Here is a 16,465-nt window from a genome sequence, read left to right as displayed (position 1 = left end):
AACAATTTTTGCAAATCTCGGCAAACCCCTACAGACGCGGCGTTCGCGGGCGAAGATAATTCGTCCTGTCACGTGTTTTACGTTGTGCAAACTACAGTAACCTGCTCCTCCGCTGGTTGCTGTGTGGATATCTCCTTTTTGTAAGCGCACCCCGATTGGTCTGCGCTTTTTTTTTGCTTGAATTTTCTGTCTTGAATGTAGGCGGGGGTATGTTTCGGAAACTTCGTAGCGGCTAGCTCGTACAGCCAGACTGGCTGGGTTTGGCGATAATGCGCAAACTAATCAATAGTCGAAAAGAGGTCAAAACCGAACACCATGTCCGATCAATCCGGATCTTTTATCAAGCTTCGTTCCCACCTGTTTATTGAAGCCATTCTCATCATTGCACTTACCGTTTATATGGTCTTGGCAAAAAGCCATGTCGTCGGAGCTGATTTTGCTTTCACTGCCGTCGGCGCGGCCCTGATGGCATTTGTTACCTACTGGACCCTGAGCACTGTGAGGGACGGCATTGAGGTGCTGGCGCAACGAGCAAGAGCGAACCATTTATAACGAACGGTCGTTGACGTTCCGCCGAGATAAGACAATGTGCAGGCTCCCAATCAGACCACGTTAGCCTGGTCGCCTGAACGGGATTCGAGGGTGACTTCCTGCCAGGTTCGCTGGAGTATAAGAGCATCATTGGCAGCCCGGTGAATCGGCAGTCCAAGCTCGCTGATAATGTGTTGCCGCATGTTTGCCCAGCGCTGGACCTCAGGTGCCGAGAGCAGCATGGAAACAGACTCAAGCTGGAATGATGGCTTCATGTTGGCCGCCTTATACAGACGGTGTAACCAGAAGCTGTCAAATGTCCAGGCGTCACAGAAAACCTGCCCCGTCAGCAATTCATTGAGAGTATGAGTGACCTCACTGATTTCGAGACCCTCCCGCTCCAACGTCGTGCGCGCGATGCCGTGCACCAGTTCAGCGCTCTCAGACCAGTCTAGCCATAACACATGGGGGCGAATCAGCCAGCTGTGAAGTGAACCATCGGGCAGGCAGACACCCACTTCGATCGGGTAACTGGTGATCAGATCGAGGCTGGAGGCTTCAAAATCTATAAAAGCAGGAATGGTTTGAACGGTCATACCACACGGTAGTTATAAGTTTGCTGTTGGCAAAGTGTAACTGTCTATCATGGAGGACGCGAACCTATCCTGTCACCGCACTGTTACAATATGTCCACTGGTTGTATGACAGTTCCGTGGGAGCAGGCAGGTATGCTGTGCCCCCTTGAACCGCCCTGGCTCTGTGAGCCCTTCAGACAAGAGTATTTGACGTTATGCCTGAAACCGTTGTGGTGATCTATTCCGGAGGTATGGACTCCTTCACCCTGTTGCATCGCGCGCGGTCCGAAGGCTACCGGGTGCATGCGCTTTCATTCGATTACGGGCAGCGCCACGTCCGCGAGCTGGCGTGTGCTCGAGCCGTTTGTGAAGATCTGGACATTCCACACCAGGTAATTGATATCAAAGCGCTAAAGACTGTCATGACCGGCTCGGCTTTAACGGACGATATTGAGGTGCCAGAAGGCCATTACGCTGAACAAAGCATGAAGTCTACGGTGGTGCCCAATCGCAATATGATTCTGCTCGCTCTTGCCACCGGTTATGCGGTTACCGCCGGCGCGGTCGCTGTCTGGTATGGCGCCCACGGTGGTGACCATGCTATCTACCCGGATTGTCGCCCGGAGTTTGTTGAAAAAATGGATGCCGTCTGCCGGGTTGCCAACTATGAGCCGGTGCGTGTCGAAGCGCCCTATATCCGATCAGATAAAATCGGGATTCTGGCCGAGGGCATTGCCATGGGGCTGGACTATGGCCAGACCTGGACGTGTTACAACGGTCGTGATCGTGCCTGTGGTGTCTGTGGCTCTTGCGCTGAACGGCTTGAAGCCTTTGCAGCCCACGGCGTCAAGGACCCATTACGTTATGAGAACAAAGACAGCGGTGACGCCTGATGTATCGAGTTAAAGAAGCTTTCTACACGCTCCAGGGTGAAGGTGCCCAGGCCGGTCGGGCGGCGGTCTTCTGTCGCTTCAGCAAGTGTAACCTCTGGAACGGACGGGAAGCTGATCGCGCTACGGCTGTCTGCAATTTCTGTGATACCGATTTTGTCGGTACCGATGGCCAGAACGGCGGCCGCTTCGGGTCTGCCACGGCGTTGGCGGACCACGTTGCCGCCCTCTGGCCAGATGCTCCCGGTCGACCTTATGTGGTCTGTACCGGAGGAGAACCATTGCTGCAACTGGATGAACCGCTGATTGAATGCTTTCACCAACGCGGTTTTGAAGTCGGGGTAGAGACTAACGGTACGCTACCGCCGCCCGCCGGGGTCGATTGGCTGTGCGTCGCACCGAAAGCGGATGCTCCCGTGGTGATCGCCCGCTGTGATGAACTCAAAGTGGTATTTCCTCAACCCAAAGCCATGCCTGAAACATTCGAGCACATTGAGGCCAGCCATTATTTTGTATCACCCATGGCCTCGCCCACGGCGCCGGTGGAGGGTGAGGATGTGATGAAACAGAGCAATACCCGAAAGGCCACTGACTATTGTCTGGCGAATCCGCGTTGGCGGCTTACTCTGCAGATGCACAAGCTTATCGGTATCGATTAGAAGACCCCCCTATGCGCATCGTTTACCGCGCTGGCGCAGTTCAGAATGCGAGGTCCACCACGATTGGGTCGTGGTCGGACGACCGCCAGGGTGCCGGGACCGGTTTCGACTGATTCCGGTAACCGAGTGCCGCAGGTTCATCGGCGTTGACAGACCAACTGGCGGCATTGATCACATACGGTCTGAGGGTGGTATCAGCCAGAATGTAATCGAGTGTGCCAGCGCCACCACGGTAGCGATAGCTGTAGCTCTCAAGTCCCTGGAAGTGCCTGAGTAAATCCACGAAGCCGGCGTCGCGCAAACGCGTTAGCGGCGGCTCCATGGCATAACTGTTCAGATCTCCGGTGATCAGAGTGCCCATATCATCGCTGCTATCGGTAAGTGCCTCACTCGCTGGTTCCGCTGGCGTCCTGGATAGCCAATCGATTATCGCTTCGGCGGCTCGGGTTCGGGTGGCGCCAAAGCAGCCCTGGCCGTCGTTCTGGTCCTGGTTTCGCCCTGTTGCGCCCCGGCAGCTTTTGGATTTGAAGTGGGTGGCTACCAGCCGAATCCTGTAACCATTTTGTGACACCCGGAAAGTCTGTACCAATGGCACCCGACCCGAATTCTGAAAAGGTCCGGTGGTGATGATGTGTGGTTCACCGTTCATTTGCACTTTTTGAGAATTGAACAGAAAGGCGGAACGGATAACGTCCCGATGGTGGTGATCGGACACCGAAAAGCGCCAATTCTCTCCCATGGCGGCTGCGAGTTGTGCGATGGCGCTGTCTGGTCTGCTGCCATCGTTTTCGATTTCCATCACGGCAATAATATCGGCATCCAGCCCGGTCAGGGTGGCGACCAGCCGCGCCGTTTGTCGTCCCAGGGCTGCTTGGCTGTCTGCTCCCCGGGTTGCTGGAAAGCCGGAATCATTACCGTTGCCGTTGAAATAGTTTTCAAGGTTCATTGTCGCTACGCGCAAAGTGCTGGTCTCCGGGCGCCCGGGTGGTTCAGGCCTCGGATTGCGGGTCTCGAATTCGGGAGGGGATAGCGGTTGTAACCGCCAACTTCCGAAGCGGTAGTCCAGTACGCCCTGGAGGTGGCGGACGCGGTCTCCCGCGCGAACAGTGTGATCATGTGCCAGAGCGGGTGGTGGATAGGGCACGGGTTTCGGATTCCGTTGACCACGACCATCATCAAGCGTGAGCCGCCTGGCCCGCTGCTCCTGGGTCAGCGCTACGGCCTCGGGCCCTGGCGCCATCGTCTGGGTAGCGGTGAACTGCTGGTTTGGGGCGAGGGTGAGTTCGCCGTAACGATCGAGGTTGTAGTGATCAATGACTGTAAGCGGCGTAGCGATCCTGACGTGCATGTTTTCGAGATGTTCGGGATAGGTGCCGTCAGGCCAGGGCAGCGTTACCTGGATAGCCTCTGGCAGTGAAGCGGAGCCGCAGTCTTTCAGAGCAGTTATGTGAACGAGTTCGGTCAGGCCGTGATACTCCTTTACTCGGCCGCTCAGACGGATGCGACGGCCCGGAGTGCCGGCGGTTCTGGAGGTATAGACAAAAAGTGCTTCAGAGGTGCGGGAGTTGTTGTCGGCCTTGTTATCGGCCTGCTGGAGGTAAAAGCCCTGAAATCCGCCGTCGCCACGGGCGTCCATCGTCATTACCCCTTCTACCGTGACTGTTTCACCGACCATGGGAGAGACCTCCCCGCTGCCCTGAACCTCGCCAATGGGTACGCTATCCGAGCCGCAGGCGGTAGCTGTGGCGTTGCTGGCCAGTAAAATAAAGAGGTACCCGAGGGCTGGCGGTATAGGCGCGCGACGACATTGTGAACTGGAGATAGGGCACCCGGGTATGATTGATTTACCTCAGATTAACAGCTTTCTACCACCGCCTCACGGCTGACTTTGCGGGTACCAACCCACTCTGCCACGGCTTCGCGGTTTGCCAGCTCCAATTGCTGGACCAGGGGGTCTGGATCAACCGCGTGAGGACGTATGCCCACTAACGAAATCAGATAACGGACCAGTGCCCCACGGGTCTGCAATTTCAGGCGCTGATTCTCCATGCCGTAGTCCAGGGCAATGATGGCCTGCTGTTCAGCGGAAAGACGACGGTCGGGGCGGATCTCAACAGTTACCTGGCGGTTCCAGTCATCGTCCTGGTGCACCGTGTGCCGTCCCCGTTCGTTGAGGATTTTGGGGGTGCCGCGGAACCGGCTGAGGATAAAGTCACGGTAAACACCACGCTGCTCACACCAACCGCGGACATGCCAGCGCTGGCCGCTGTAAACCAGAGTATGCGGCTCAATTACACGCTTCACACTTTGTGGCTGTGTCAGCGAGAAGTAATCGGTTTCCAGACGCCGCCCCTGACGGGTGGCGGCGACTACGGCGCGCACTACCGCAGGCTCCGCAAGATGTCGTGGTATCGCCAGCACCGTGCTGTTGGGTAAGCCGATATCGAGCGATTCGAACGTCTGGCTGAGTGCATCGTTACGGGCGATGAGGTCAAGGTACTCTTCAGAATGTCCCTGCGTGACCACCGGATGAAAATGTGGAGCCGGTACATACCCTTTTAGATGGCGATCATAAACCAGGTTGCCTGGTGCCAATTCGCGAAGATAGGTATTGATATCCTTCGAGGCCTGCTGGCGACCGATGCCAAAGCCGTGACAAATATGATTGGTGGTTAACCTTCCTTCCCACAACGCAATTATCTCTATGAGGCGGTAGCGAAGTAGTAAGTCCCAGCGGATGGGCCATTCCGTTTTCTTCATGACGATGGGCTCTTCATGTTGGCTGACGAAAATCTGAGCAATCCCTGATCAGGAAAATTAATGTTATCAGCTTTGGGATAGGGTCGTGTGTTACGACGCATTAATGTAAAACAATGTGAAACCTCGGTCGGGAAGCCCGTCATGGCTGCGGGCAGGCCTGTTTCGGCATATGCGTAATAGCACTCGGGAGTGCGGACTGGTCTAATAGCTGATTGGGCATAACGACCCTATGCCTGCTATGTTCGTGGCAGGTATTTTTCTGTTCCCCGTGTTTGGAGTAAAGCCGGATGACCCGAATGGTCACTTCGTTATCAGCCTTGATTGTCAGCATCGTGTTGCTGGTCAGTGGCAACGCATTTCTGATGACTTTGCTTGGCATCCGGATGAGCATCGAAGAGATCGATCCTGCCACTATCGGGTGGGTTCTGGTGTGTTATTCCATCGGTTTCGTTTTTGGCACCTTGTACGTCAACAGGGTTATTGGTCGGGTCGGCCACATTCGTGCGTTCGCCGCGTTTGCCGCGTTGGCAGCCATCGCTGCGTTGTTGTATCCGATGGCAATCTCCGTAGTGTTCTGGGCATTTCTGCGGGCTCTGTCCGGGTTCAGTATTGCTGGCGTACTGGTGGTGATCGAGAGCTGGTTCAGTAGTCGGGCAACCAATGCCAACCGGGGCGCCCTGTTCGCGGTTTACCAGATTGTGTTTTATCTCTCCGCCGCTGGCGGCCAATTGATTGTCAACTTTGGCGAGCCGGCCAGTTTTACGCCTTTCACTATTGCCGCCATTCTGCTGGTCATGGCTCTCATTCCGCTGGCCCTGACCCGGATGGAGGCACCTCACATTGAGACGGTGGAGCGGATGTCGTTTTTCACACTGTTCCGGGAATCCTCATCCGGTGTTGCGGGCTCGTTGATCTGTGGCGTGTTGGTGGGCTCCTTTTATGCCATGGGGCCCGTTTACGCCACCCTGATCGGTTTGAACGTTACCGAAACCTCCGTTTTTATGGCCACAGCGATTGTGTCAGCGATGCTTTTGGCCTGGCCATTGGGAATTATCTGTGACCGGTTGGATCGGCGCCGCGTGATGTGCTGGGTAGCACTGGTTGCCGCAGGTTCGGCCTTGGTTGCTGCGGTACTGGGTGCGTCAAATCTATGGCTGCTCATGCTGGCCGTGGGAGTGTTTATGGGGCTTTCAGCCACGTTGTACCCCATCGCTGTGGCAATCACCAATGACCGAATGGAGCACCATCGTATCGTTGCTGCCAGTGCGACTCTGCTCCTGAGTTACGGCATAGGCAGCGTGATAGGTCCGATCGTAATGGCTGAACTCGTGGGCCTGCTTGGCCCAAGGGGTTTGTTCCTTGGCAACGCAGTGGTATTGGTGATGCTGGTGGTGTTTACGACTCACCGCATTCGTACCACTTACGATATTCCGGTTGCGGATCAGGGTCACTTTGTCGCCACCATGCCGGATGCTTCCACAGTGCTGGCTGAGATTGATCCTCGTAACGATGAGTTCCATGACGGCGATCGCGACTCTGCTTCTGACTCGGCCAGCCTGGACGGGGAATACCAGAAGGCCAGCTAACCTCCGGCGGGCCTCTTTCGGTTTTCCCTCATTTAGTTTGCACTTTCTTTTCTGTTTTCATTGTAATAATTAGCTTACTAGTATTACCTGTTAATCATCTTTCAATGAAAAAGAGATTCGGTATGGAGTACGAAGCCATGAGAGACCAGTTTCCCTTCGCGGTTGCCCGAGTAACCCGCCGGTGGCGTAAATTGCTGGATGAGCGTCTGAAAGATCTCGGTGTAACCCAGGCCCGCTGGACCACCATGGTGTATCTCCAGCGTGGCGGCGAGGGCCTGACCCAGCGCGAACTTGCCAGTCTTATGGCGATTGAGAATCCGACTCTTGTGCGTCTTCTGGACAGCCTGGAAGAACAGGGTCTTATCCAGCGTCGGCTTTGTCAGAATGATCGCCGTGCCCGTCGTTTACACCTGACTGAAGCGGGTGAGTCGTTTATGGATGATCTTAATGCCCGCGCCAAAAAACTTCGGGACGAGATGCTGGAAGGCGTCAATGAGAGCGATATCGACGTTGCTTTGAGCGTTTTCAACAAAATTATGGTGAACGGCGACCGTCTCAAGTAACGGGGTCAATATCGCCGGGGGGTTATCCTGACCGACCATTCCCTTGAAGCTCTGCGCTCCCGCTACGGCGATCGCTGGCGATGGTTTGCTGTCGCCACCGTGATGCTGGGCACCATAGCGACCGTGCTCAGTGCCACTATCGTCAATGTTGCGCTGCCGGATATAATGGCTGAGTTTGGCATCGGCCAGGGTCAGGCGCATTGGCTGGCGACCGGGTTTATCGCAGCCATGACGATTACCATGCTGACCACTGGCTGGTTACTGGATCATTTTGGCCTGCGCAAAACCCTCGCCACGGCGATGCTGATGTTCAGTGCCGTCTCCATCGTGGGCGGGTTCAGCCCCACCCCTGAAACCCTGATCGCTGCTCGTGTGGCTCAGGGTGCATTCGCCGGCTTAATGCAGCCGATGGCCATGTATCTGGTGTTCCGGATTTTTCCTAAGGAGCGTCGGGGCCAGGCTATGGGTATCTACGGCATGGGCGTTATCCTTGCGCCTGCACTCGGGCCAGTGCTGGGCGGGGTCTTAGTGGATCAGCTCAATTGGCGGTTTGTGATGTTCGCGCCAGTGCCGGTCACACTCTTCGGCGTCTACATGGTGTGGAAATTCCTGCCCAGGCCAGTCGCTGTCCTGGAGTCCTACCCCTTTGATTTGAAAGGCTTCCTGCTGTTGGCAGTAACTATTCTGTTCAGTCTCGATGCTCTGAATCGCTTACAAATGCCCGCGGGTAATGTTCCGATGATAAGTCTCGGAGCGCTAGTGGCCGCGACCACCCTGGTGCTTTTTATATTGAGGGAGCGCTCGGCACCGCATCCGCTACTGCAGATAAAGTTGCTGCGTAAGCCGAGTTTTCTGTATGCCAACATCGGTGCAATTGCCCTCGGTCTGGCCCTGTTCGGCTCCACGTATCTAATCCCCCTGTTTGTCCAGACCGCACTTGATTTCTCTGCCACTGATGCTGGTTTGATGATGTTGCCAGCCGGTATTGTGCTCGGCCTGACGTTTCCCATTGCCGGTCGTATGGCTGACAGGCGTAGCCCGCGACTGCTGATTACCTTTGGTATGGCAATGTTTGCCTTGTCCGCCGCGCTGTTTGCGCTATCCGATCTGACGGTCGGTTTTGGTTGGCTGGCGCTGTGGGCCATTATCGGTCGAATCGGACTCGGTTTTATGCTGCCTGCACTGTCTACCGGTGCGCTTAACCCCCTTGAAACCCATGAGCTTGGATACGGTTCCAGTACCATCAACTTTACCCGCCAGCTAGGTGGTGCCTACGGTATTAACCTGGTTGCCCTGACGCTCGAGTACGGTGAGCATGCGGGCGGGCTACCGACGATAGGGACGTTCCACACCGCCTGGTGGCTGGTAGCCGGGTTTGTCCTACTGGCGGTGTGGCCGGTGTGGCGAATTCGCGGTTAATTGCCTTTTTGCCAGAGCTTATCTATTATGGCGCTTCTCTCGGGGGAGTAGTCTCCATTCGGTTCTCATCATGCCGAAGGGTGCTGGTCAACATACTTGGGGCACATCCCCATGGCCATCACGTCCAGCCAGCGGCGCGGACTGACAAGACCTGAGACAATGCCACTTCCGATGGGCGGAGAGTGACATTGTCTCTTGTCTGAATGTCCGCCCCGGAACCTTGTAATGGACGCTCTCTTCGCCTCGGTCATCTCAGTCTTTATCGCTGAGATTGGCGACAAAACCCAGCTGCTTTCGCTTTTCCTTGTTTCCCGCTTCAGTCATCGCACGCCGATTATTCTCGGAATTCTGGTGGCCACACTGCTGAACCATGGCCTCTCTGCCCTGCTGGGCGCCTGGGTTGCCCAATGGATACCGGAAACCGTGTTACTCTGGTTGGTGGCGATCAGCTTTGTTGCGATTGCATTATGGCTGCTGATTCCCGATAAAGATGACGCTGAAGACTCGCAGTTACTGGGGCTTGGGGCTTTCATGGCCACTACGGTGATGTTTTTCATCGCTGAGGTCGGAGATAAGACACAAATCGCGACGGTGGTGCTGGCGGCGCGCTACGATGAAACCTTCTGGGTGATTGTCGGTACAACCGTTGGTATGCTGGCAGCAAACGTACCGGTTATACTGGCGGGTAAGTGGTTAATGGATAAAGTCCCGCTGGCAACCGCGAGGATTTCGGCAAGCATTCTCTTTATGGTGCTGGCGCTCGTAACAGTATGGGCGGTCTATCAACCGGTTTGATGGTTCGCCCGGGTCAAATGAGTGACTGGAATAGACCTTATGCAGTGTATCGGCAAGACTTGGTTATCAGTAATGGCAGTATTGTTGCTGGTGGCTCAGCCTGGTTATGGTGATGAAAACGGAAAAGCGCCGAGAGTCCCCTCGTGGCAGGTGGACGGCGACTTGGTTGGTAAGCTCTCGGTGGTGAAGACGGCTTACGAGGATACGTTTGCCGGCATTGGTAACCAGCGCAGTCTGGGTTACCTGGAGCTTGTGAAAGCCAACCCCGGTGTAGACCCATGGCTACCGGGACAAGATACCCAAATAACCATTCCACAGCGCTATGTGTTGCCAGATGTGAAGCGCGAGGGGATCGTAATCAACCTCGCGGAGTATCGGCTGTATTATTTTCATGAAGGACGGGTAAGTGTCTATCCGGTGGGCGTTGGAACAGAGGATAATCCCTCCCCGCTGACCGATGCTCGGGTCACCATGCGGCTGGAGTCGCCAGCCTGGTATCCACCCGCCAGTGTCAGAGCCGAATACGAGGCCAGAGATGAGTATCTGCCCCGGGTATTTCCCCCGGGACCTGACAACCCTTTAGGGTCCCATGCGCTGCTGTTAAGTGAAAAGGGCTACCTGATTCATGGCACCAATAAACAGTTTGGTGTGGGGATGCAGGTCAGTCACGGTTGTTTCCGTATGTACAACGAGGATATCGAGCGGTTCGTCTACGAGGTAGAAAAAGACACCCCGGTGCAGGTAGTCAATCAGCCTGTCAAGATCGGCATGGAGGGTAACGAAGTCTGGCTGGAAGTCCACCGTCCTTTTGAAGAGTACGATCAGGACACCAGAAACCGTCTTTGGCGGGCGGTGAGCGAGAAGCTTGAACAGTTCCGTCTCAACAGGCCCGGGCTTGAAATTCAGCGACGGGCGATTGAGCTGGCTCTGGATCAGGCCGACGGCATACCGCGTATGATTGGAGAGCGGCTGACTCAGGTTGCTGCGGAAGAGCCCAAGCCGAGCGGTATCGCTGCTAATGAGCGGCCCGCTGAACACCCTGAGGAGCCGGTCAGGATGTTATTCTAGGCAATAGCCGTGCAAGCGGTTGAGCTCTGATTGTGGTTGGTGTTCGTATGACTTTAATAGCGACACCTCCAAGCAGAGTTGGATTCGGGGAGGCTGATGATATGCGTGAGCTACCCAAAACATACCGTCACAACAAGCGCCCTTGGCTCCTGTTGGTCTTGTTGTTGAGCGGGCTGATGGTAGCCATTGCCAATCTCGTCGTTGCCCAGGATAGCAACCGCAGTGGGCTGGTGCTCAGCATTGACGGCGCTATGGGGCCAGCAACCATGGACTATGTGGTGCGAGGCCTGGAGCGTGCTGAACAGGAAGCGGCCGAGCTCGTAATTCTGCAACTCGATACCCCCGGCGGCTTGCTGGAATCTACCCGCAGCATGATCAAGGCCATGCTTGCCTCTTCTGTTCCCGTTGTTACCTACGTATCGCCCCAGGGTGCCCGTGCAGCCAGTGCAGGTACCTATATACTGTATGGCAGCCATGTTGCCGCTATGGCCCCTGCGACGCACCTCGGGTCTGCCACGCCCGTTCAGATGGGTGGGCTTCCTGGTGCGCCTGAGGACAACTCCAGCCAAGAGGAAGACAGCAACCGTTCGCCCGACCAAAAAAGCGAATCTTCGGAGCAACCGGCCAGCGATAATGCCGATAAGCGCCGGGGCGGATCTGCCATGGAGCGTAAGGTTCTGGAAGATGCGGTCAGTTACATTCGGGGATTGGCTGACCGGCATGACCGAAATGCCGATTGGGCTGAGCGGGCGGTGAGGGAGGCCGTGAACCTGGGTGCTCGCGAAGCGCTGGAACAAAACGTGATTGAAATTATTGCCACCAGCCTGGATGACCTGCTCGTCCAGTTGGATGGTCGCACCGTGGCAATGGCGGATGGCCCGCGGCAACTCCGTACTTCGGATCTGGTTCTGACCCGCGCAGATCCGGATTGGCGAACCCGCCTTTTGTCAGTGATCACCGATCCCAACGTCGCTTACTTCCTGATGATTATTGGTTTCTACGGCATCATCTTCGAGTTGGCCAGTCCCGGCAATCTGTTTCCGGGTGTTATCGGCGCCATTTGCCTGGTGCTTGCCCTGTTTGCCTTTCAGGTCCTGTCCGTCAACTACGCCGGGTTGGCTCTTATCCTCCTGGGCCTGGCCTTTATCGTCGGGGAAGCCTTTATGCCGAGTTTCGGCGTGCTGGGAATCGGCGGTGTCGTTGCTTTCGTGGTCGGCTCGATCATTCTGATGGATGGCACCAACCAGCGTATTTCGTGGCCGGTGATCGGCGGTACAGCCGCAGTTGCAGGCGGCTTTATTTTATGGACGGTGACCCGCTTTGTAGGGCTGCGCAAACGGGCGCCCGTCAGCGGCATAGAGCAGACTCTTCACGAGACCGCGATTGCTCTGGAGACATTTACTCCGCGGGAGGATCACTTCGTTGGTTATGTGCGCCTGGCGGGTGAGCGCTGGAACGCTATCAGCAGCTCGCAGGTGACTCAGGGTGAGGTATTGCAGGTGATTGATGTGGAGGGTCTGACGGTCAAGGTAGCCGTCGACCGGTCGGTTACCGGAGAGAATTCGGCGTAGTTGATTAAGCTGGGCAAGACCTGTTTGTTCAGCCATAACTCGTTGCGGTGAACAACAAAGGAGCGTTCGAAATGGGTGGACTGATTCCCTATCTTGCACCAGTAGTGATTCTGCTGCTGATCCTCGGGTCAGCAATCCGCATTCTCCCGGAGTATGAACGGGGCGTGCTGTTTTTCCTGGGTCGGTTTCAGGGCGTCAAGGGCCCGGGACTGATTTTTGTGATTCCCGGTATCCAACAAATGACGCGAGTCGACTTGCGGGTTATTACACTGGATGTGCCGAGTCAGGATGTTATCTCAAAAGACAACGTAACGGTGCGGGTGAATGCGGTGCTCTATTTCCGCGTGGTTGACCCGGAGCGTGCGATTATCCGGGTAGAGGATTTTGCTTCGGCCACCAGCCAGTTGGCTCAAACGACTCTGCGATCGGTGCTGGGTAAACATGATCTCGATGAAATGCTGTCAGAGCGGGATAAACTGAATTCCGATATCCAGGAGATTATCGATGCCCAGACCGAAGAGTGGGGCATCAAGGTAGCCAATGTAGAGATCAAACACGTGGACCTCAATGAATCAATGATTCGCGCCATCGCGCGTCAGGCTGAGGCAGAGCGTGAACGCCGGGCCAAGGTGATCCACGCTGAGGGTGAACTGCAGGCTTCGGAAAAATTGTTGGAGGCAGCCCAGGTAATGTCTGCTAACTCCGGTGCAATGCAGTTGCGTTACCTCCAGACCCTGGCTGACATGAGTAACGGCAATGCTTCAACGATCGTATTCCCGCTGCCGGTCGATATGATCCAGTCGTTCATGACCCCGAAAAGTCCGGATAAAAAAGGTGATTAACGTATTTCAGAACGGGACAAAACCATAAAAAAAGGCCGGTTCGCACCGGCCTTTTTCAGTTTCAAACCAGATTACTTCTGGCTTGAACGCTCAAGCATGCGACGTGCGCGCTCGTTTGCTTCGTCAGCAGATCTCTGGGCAGATTTAGCTGCGGCCAGAGCTTCTTCTGCTTTTTGCATGGCAGCGTTGGCACGGCTCTGGGCAGTGTCAGCGGTGCTCATAGCGTTATCGGCAGTTTGCGCTGCAGAATCAGCTGTAGCAGAAGCGTCATCCATACCGCCTTGGTCGGTAGAAGCACAGCCTGCAGTCAGTGCTGTAGCCAGTGCAAACCCTGCGATTGTCAACTTACGCATGTTCAAATCCCCTTATTAGTCGTTTTACTTCCTGTGATGCAGAAGTCTTTTGGTGCCAACATCCTGTCAACAAGCGTCCGATAAGCAAACGCCATCGGAATCGTTAGACAGTGTAAAACACAATGAAAGAAAATGTTAACTATGGATACGTAAAACTTCGTAGCTGATTACATAAACGTAAGGGAACCCGGATTGGATTCATCTGTCGCATCGTAAATCTATAAGGTTTGACGACGACCTCAGGGCAGAATGTGAATCGGTGTACCGTCGCTTACCAGTTGCCAGATTTCGTCCATTTCTTCGTTACTCACGGCAATACAACCGTCGGTCCAGTCCAGCCCTACAAAGGCAAAAGCCCATTCGCCGGCATCATTGGGAAGCCCGTGAATCATGATGCTTCCACCGGGATCCAGGCCCCATGCCTGGGCCAACTCGCGGTCCTGGTGGTTGGGGTAGGACACGTGAATGGACTTGTAGAAGTCGCTCTCGGGGTTGCGCCAGTCCAGAGTATATTTGCCTTCCGGCGTGCGTTCATCGCCTTCAAAGAGTTTGTGCCCGGTAGGGTTGTCGCCCAGCCCGATACGGTAGCTGCGTACAATCTCTTCACCGGACATCAGATAAAGCCGGCGTTCTTCTTTGCGCACAAGCACCTGACTGACCATGGGCATTTCATCCATTGCCCGGACAGGCATCTCTGATGCCTTTGCCGGGAAAATGAACAGGCTCATGAGCATCAGCGAAAGGCTGGGCACTAAGACTAAAGAATGAAGTTTATAAAGCATAACTTACCAATGGTTAATCATAGTTTACGTGAGGTTATAGCATAGCTGGAGGATTACGCGAACCGGCAGTGTGTTACTGATGTTGTCGGCACGTGAAATTGCTCGCCAGAATGTCAGTGCTTTTTTTCGTCCGCCATTTTGAGTCCTACCTTGGTCACCTGATCTGCCTCGGTTGCCCGCGCCACCAAGGTTACGGGGCCCAGCACCACCTTGTCACCCACCACCGGGTGGCCCTTGGTGCGCCGAGCAAAGCATTCGGCCAGGGACAGTTCCGGTGGTAGCTCATCAAACTCGATACCATAGACCTGCTCGACATCTCCTAATAACGCATCGCCATTGAGCACAAAGTCGCCGAAAAATGCCCGCTCAGCAAGGTGCTTTGGTGTGTGTCGGCCAGTCAGCGCCTTGCCGAGATCCAGTAATACCTTGGGCGTTGCAAAGACCGCCACCACATCCCCGGTGGATACCAGAAAATCGGGCGCGGGACGATGGCAGGTACGATCCCGGAACACCCCGGCAATAGCGGTATTTTCCGGCAGGATCAATTGTCCGAGGGGGCGGGCTTCCTGCCATTGTTGTCCCCGCAAGGGAAACAGCATGAGCTCATGATCACCTGCAGCAGCTACATCCAGCGGCAGTCGCCGGTAGGGCTCATTATTCGCTGGCACTTCCAGTTTCAGCTTGCGTGCCATGGGGGCCAGGGTCATACCCTGTACGATCAGCGAGACGAGGACGATAAAAAAGGCAAAATGGAAAATCTGGCGTGCTTCAGGCAGCTCCGCAATGATAGGAAACAATGCCAACACGATCGGGACGGCGCCCCGCAGGCCCACCCAGCTTATGAAGGCAAGCTCACGGCGGTTAAACCCGAACGGCCATAGCGTCATCAATACCGCCAGGGGGCGGGCGACAAAAATCAGCACCAGCGCGAGTATCAGACCACCGCCTGCCAGCGGGAGCAGCTCGTTGGGGCTCACCAGCAACCCCAGCATCAGGAACAGACAGAGCTGTGCCAGCCAGGCGAGACCGTCATGAACCTGTAGAATCATGGGCATCATCCGAACCGGGCGATTGCCCACCACCACACCGGCGAGATAGATTGCGAGAAATCCGCTACCGCCCAATTCGTTGGTGCCCGCAAAAATAGTCATACCTGCTGCGACCACCAGCAGAGGGTACAGCGAAGGCGTCAGCCGCATGCGGTTCGCGATCTCCACAACCAAAAGCCCACCGGCGATCCCGACCGCAGTACCGATACCGAACTGCATGACCAGCATCAGCAAGCTGCTCCATAGCGATCCCTGGCCCTGACTCTCAATCATCATCAGCAGCATCAGGGTCAGGAAGATCGCCATCGGATCGTTACTGCCCGATTCGATTTCCAGGGTAGCGCTGACCCGTTCATTCAGGTGGAGGCCATGGCCCTGAAGCAGCGAAAACACCGCCGCCGCGTCAGTAGAGGAAATGATTGCGCCGATGAGCAGCGCCGTCAGCCAGTGCAGGTCGAAGAGTAGATAAGCCGTCAGGCCACCCAGCAGGGCCGTCACCAATACACCAACCGTGGCGAGCATCAATGCGGGCTTGAGGCCAACCCGGAAGGTTTCCACCCGGGTCCTCATGCCGCCATCAAGCAGAATGACCGCCAGCGCCAGGTTAGCGATCAGGAAGGCGAGTTCGAAGTCATCAAACCGGATGCCGCCAGCGCCGTCTTCGCCCATCACCATGCCAACCACGAGGAAAATCAGCAGCACAGGCATACCCAGCCGACTCGAAAGAGGGCTCAGCATGATGCTCATCACGAGCATCAGGGCACCGAGGAGGATGACAGTAGTGGGCATGGAGGCTCCGCTTTACGATAAGCCAAGCATAACATCTTGATTAGGCAGGACGTCACGTCAAGTGTAACCCAATACGAAAAAGCGGCGAGCCCGCTTGTGGGAAAATCAGAGCAGGCCTATAGTGGGCGGGCGAAGATCAGCGGGTGTAGTTCAATGGTAGAACGGCAGCTTCCCAAGCTGCATACGTGGGTTCGATTCCCATCACCCGCTCCATTGATAAGAACTCTCTCCAA

Annotated in this window: 16 protein-coding genes and 1 tRNA gene; 11 read left to right on the top strand and 6 right to left on the bottom strand. The window is 55.6% G+C overall.

Annotation, left to right across the window (positions count from 1 at the left end; genetic code table 11):
- Nucleotides 1-315 precede the first annotated feature (315 nt).
- Complete coding sequence (locus tag WEB64_RS04760) at nt 316-552, top strand: hypothetical protein (protein ID WP_368057565.1); 237 nt, start codon at nt 316-318, stop codon at nt 550-552.
- 50 nt (nt 553-602) lie between these two features.
- On the opposite strand, the gene WEB64_RS04755 is transcribed toward WEB64_RS04760, so the two are convergent.
- Nucleotides 603-1,127 carry a hypothetical protein gene (locus WEB64_RS04755; protein ID WP_368057563.1) on the bottom strand — a complete coding sequence of 175 codons (525 nt, stop codon included), beginning with the start codon at nt 1,125-1,127 and terminating at the stop codon, nt 603-605.
- A 194-nt stretch (nt 1,128-1,321) separates the two neighbouring features.
- Here WEB64_RS04755 and queC point away from each other — a divergent pair, with 194 nt between their 5' ends.
- On the top strand, nt 1,322-1,999 hold the full coding sequence (queC, locus tag WEB64_RS04750) for a 7-cyano-7-deazaguanine synthase QueC (RefSeq protein WP_368057561.1): 678 nt from the start codon (nt 1,322-1,324) through the stop codon (nt 1,997-1,999).
- Complete coding sequence (queE, locus tag WEB64_RS04745; protein WP_368057559.1) at nt 1,999-2,655, top strand: 7-carboxy-7-deazaguanine synthase; 657 nt, start codon at nt 1,999-2,001, stop codon at nt 2,653-2,655. The genes queC and queE overlap by 1 nt, the downstream gene beginning before the upstream one ends.
- 40 nt (nt 2,656-2,695) lie before the next feature.
- Here queE and WEB64_RS04740 read toward each other — a convergent pair whose 3' ends face one another.
- Nucleotides 2,696-4,330: an ExeM/NucH family extracellular endonuclease gene (locus tag WEB64_RS04740; RefSeq protein ID WP_368057557.1), complete on the bottom strand. Its 1,635-nt coding sequence runs from the start codon at nt 4,328-4,330 to the stop codon at nt 2,696-2,698.
- A gap of 179 nt (nt 4,331-4,509) precedes the next feature.
- The gene (locus tag WEB64_RS04735) at nt 4,510-5,415 is read right to left on the bottom strand and encodes a WYL domain-containing protein (RefSeq protein ID WP_368057555.1); all 906 of its coding nucleotides are present in this window, start codon (nt 5,413-5,415) and stop codon (nt 4,510-4,512) included.
- 287 nt (nt 5,416-5,702) lie between these two features.
- Between WEB64_RS04735 and WEB64_RS04730 the strand changes: the two genes are divergently transcribed.
- The 7 genes from WEB64_RS04730 (at nt 5,703) to WEB64_RS04700 (ending at nt 13,259) form a co-directional block, all read left to right on the top strand.
- The gene (locus WEB64_RS04730; RefSeq protein WP_368057553.1) at nt 5,703-7,001 is read left to right on the top strand and encodes an MFS transporter; all 1,299 of its coding nucleotides are present in this window, start codon (nt 5,703-5,705) and stop codon (nt 6,999-7,001) included.
- 137 nt (nt 7,002-7,138) lie between these two features.
- A complete protein-coding gene (slyA, locus tag WEB64_RS04725) occupies nt 7,139-7,564 on the top strand; it encodes a transcriptional regulator SlyA (RefSeq protein ID WP_368057551.1) in 426 nt (141 codons plus the stop codon).
- Between the two features lie 27 nt (nt 7,565-7,591).
- The gene (locus WEB64_RS04720; protein ID WP_368057729.1) at nt 7,592-8,983 is read left to right on the top strand and encodes an MDR family MFS transporter; all 1,392 of its coding nucleotides are present in this window, start codon (nt 7,592-7,594) and stop codon (nt 8,981-8,983) included.
- A gap of 225 nt (nt 8,984-9,208) precedes the next feature.
- Nucleotides 9,209-9,778, top strand: a complete 570-nt coding sequence (locus WEB64_RS04715) for a TMEM165/GDT1 family protein (RefSeq protein ID WP_368057549.1) — start codon at nt 9,209-9,211, stop codon at nt 9,776-9,778.
- 72 nt (nt 9,779-9,850) lie between these two features.
- Complete coding sequence (locus WEB64_RS04710; RefSeq protein WP_368057547.1) at nt 9,851-10,846, top strand: L,D-transpeptidase family protein; 996 nt, start codon at nt 9,851-9,853, stop codon at nt 10,844-10,846.
- Between the two features lie 101 nt (nt 10,847-10,947).
- Nucleotides 10,948-12,417 carry a nodulation protein NfeD gene (locus WEB64_RS04705; RefSeq protein ID WP_368057545.1) on the top strand — a complete coding sequence of 490 codons (1,470 nt, stop codon included), beginning with the start codon at nt 10,948-10,950 and terminating at the stop codon, nt 12,415-12,417.
- Between the two features lie 71 nt (nt 12,418-12,488).
- On the top strand, nt 12,489-13,259 hold the full coding sequence (locus WEB64_RS04700; protein ID WP_368057543.1) for a slipin family protein: 771 nt from the start codon (nt 12,489-12,491) through the stop codon (nt 13,257-13,259).
- Between the two features lie 71 nt (nt 13,260-13,330).
- Here WEB64_RS04700 and WEB64_RS04695 read toward each other — a convergent pair whose 3' ends face one another.
- From WEB64_RS04695 to WEB64_RS04685, 3 genes are all read right to left on the bottom strand, one after another.
- Nucleotides 13,331-13,612 carry an Lpp/OprI family alanine-zipper lipoprotein gene (locus WEB64_RS04695; RefSeq protein ID WP_368057541.1) on the bottom strand — a complete coding sequence of 94 codons (282 nt, stop codon included), beginning with the start codon at nt 13,610-13,612 and terminating at the stop codon, nt 13,331-13,333.
- Nucleotides 13,613-13,851: 239 nt separating this feature from the next.
- The gene (locus WEB64_RS04690; protein ID WP_368057727.1) at nt 13,852-14,346 is read right to left on the bottom strand and encodes a murein L,D-transpeptidase family protein; all 495 of its coding nucleotides are present in this window, start codon (nt 14,344-14,346) and stop codon (nt 13,852-13,854) included.
- 161 nt (nt 14,347-14,507) lie between these two features.
- Nucleotides 14,508-16,232, bottom strand: coding sequence for a potassium/proton antiporter (locus WEB64_RS04685; RefSeq protein WP_368057539.1), 1,725 nt, complete (start codon nt 16,230-16,232; stop codon nt 14,508-14,510).
- A 139-nt stretch (nt 16,233-16,371) separates the two neighbouring features.
- Here WEB64_RS04685 and WEB64_RS04680 point away from each other — a divergent pair.
- Nucleotides 16,372-16,445, top strand: a tRNA-Gly gene (locus WEB64_RS04680).
- Nucleotides 16,446-16,465: the final 20 nt, after the last annotated feature.

This window comes from Marinobacter sp., assembly GCF_040882185.1.
Taxonomy (GTDB): domain Bacteria; phylum Pseudomonadota; class Gammaproteobacteria; order Pseudomonadales; family Oleiphilaceae; genus Marinobacter.
The sequence above is the reverse complement of the archived record's forward strand: the minus strand, read 5'-3'. Positions and strand labels throughout refer to the sequence as shown.

Coding starts and splice junctions, on each gene's coding strand:
- WEB64_RS04710 (WP_368057547.1), top strand. CDS start 9,851: ATGGCAGTATTGTTGCTGGTGGCTCAGCCTGGTTATGGTGATGAAAAC.
- queC (WP_368057561.1), top strand. CDS start 1,322: ATGCCTGAAACCGTTGTGGTGATCTATTCCGGAGGTATGGACTCCTTC.
- queE (WP_368057559.1), top strand. CDS start 1,999: ATGTATCGAGTTAAAGAAGCTTTCTACACGCTCCAGGGTGAAGGTGCC.
- WEB64_RS04760 (WP_368057565.1), top strand. CDS start 316: ATGTCCGATCAATCCGGATCTTTTATCAAGCTTCGTTCCCACCTGTTT.
- WEB64_RS04705 (WP_368057545.1), top strand. CDS start 10,948: ATGCGTGAGCTACCCAAAACATACCGTCACAACAAGCGCCCTTGGCTC.
- WEB64_RS04735 (WP_368057555.1), bottom strand. CDS start 5,415: ATGAAGAAAACGGAATGGCCCATCCGCTGGGACTTACTACTTCGCTAC.
- WEB64_RS04695 (WP_368057541.1), bottom strand. CDS start 13,612: ATGCGTAAGTTGACAATCGCAGGGTTTGCACTGGCTACAGCACTGACT.
- WEB64_RS04690 (WP_368057727.1), bottom strand. CDS start 14,346: ATGCTCATGAGCCTGTTCATTTTCCCGGCAAAGGCATCAGAGATGCCT.
- WEB64_RS04715 (WP_368057549.1), top strand. CDS start 9,209: ATGGACGCTCTCTTCGCCTCGGTCATCTCAGTCTTTATCGCTGAGATT.
- slyA (WP_368057551.1), top strand. CDS start 7,139: ATGAGAGACCAGTTTCCCTTCGCGGTTGCCCGAGTAACCCGCCGGTGG.
- WEB64_RS04755 (WP_368057563.1), bottom strand. CDS start 1,127: ATGACCGTTCAAACCATTCCTGCTTTTATAGATTTTGAAGCCTCCAGC.
- WEB64_RS04685 (WP_368057539.1), bottom strand. CDS start 16,232: ATGCCCACTACTGTCATCCTCCTCGGTGCCCTGATGCTCGTGATGAGC.
- WEB64_RS04730 (WP_368057553.1), top strand. CDS start 5,703: ATGACCCGAATGGTCACTTCGTTATCAGCCTTGATTGTCAGCATCGTG.
- WEB64_RS04740 (WP_368057557.1), bottom strand. CDS start 4,330: ATGGTCGGTGAAACAGTCACGGTAGAAGGGGTAATGACGATGGACGCC.
- WEB64_RS04700 (WP_368057543.1), top strand. CDS start 12,489: ATGGGTGGACTGATTCCCTATCTTGCACCAGTAGTGATTCTGCTGCTG.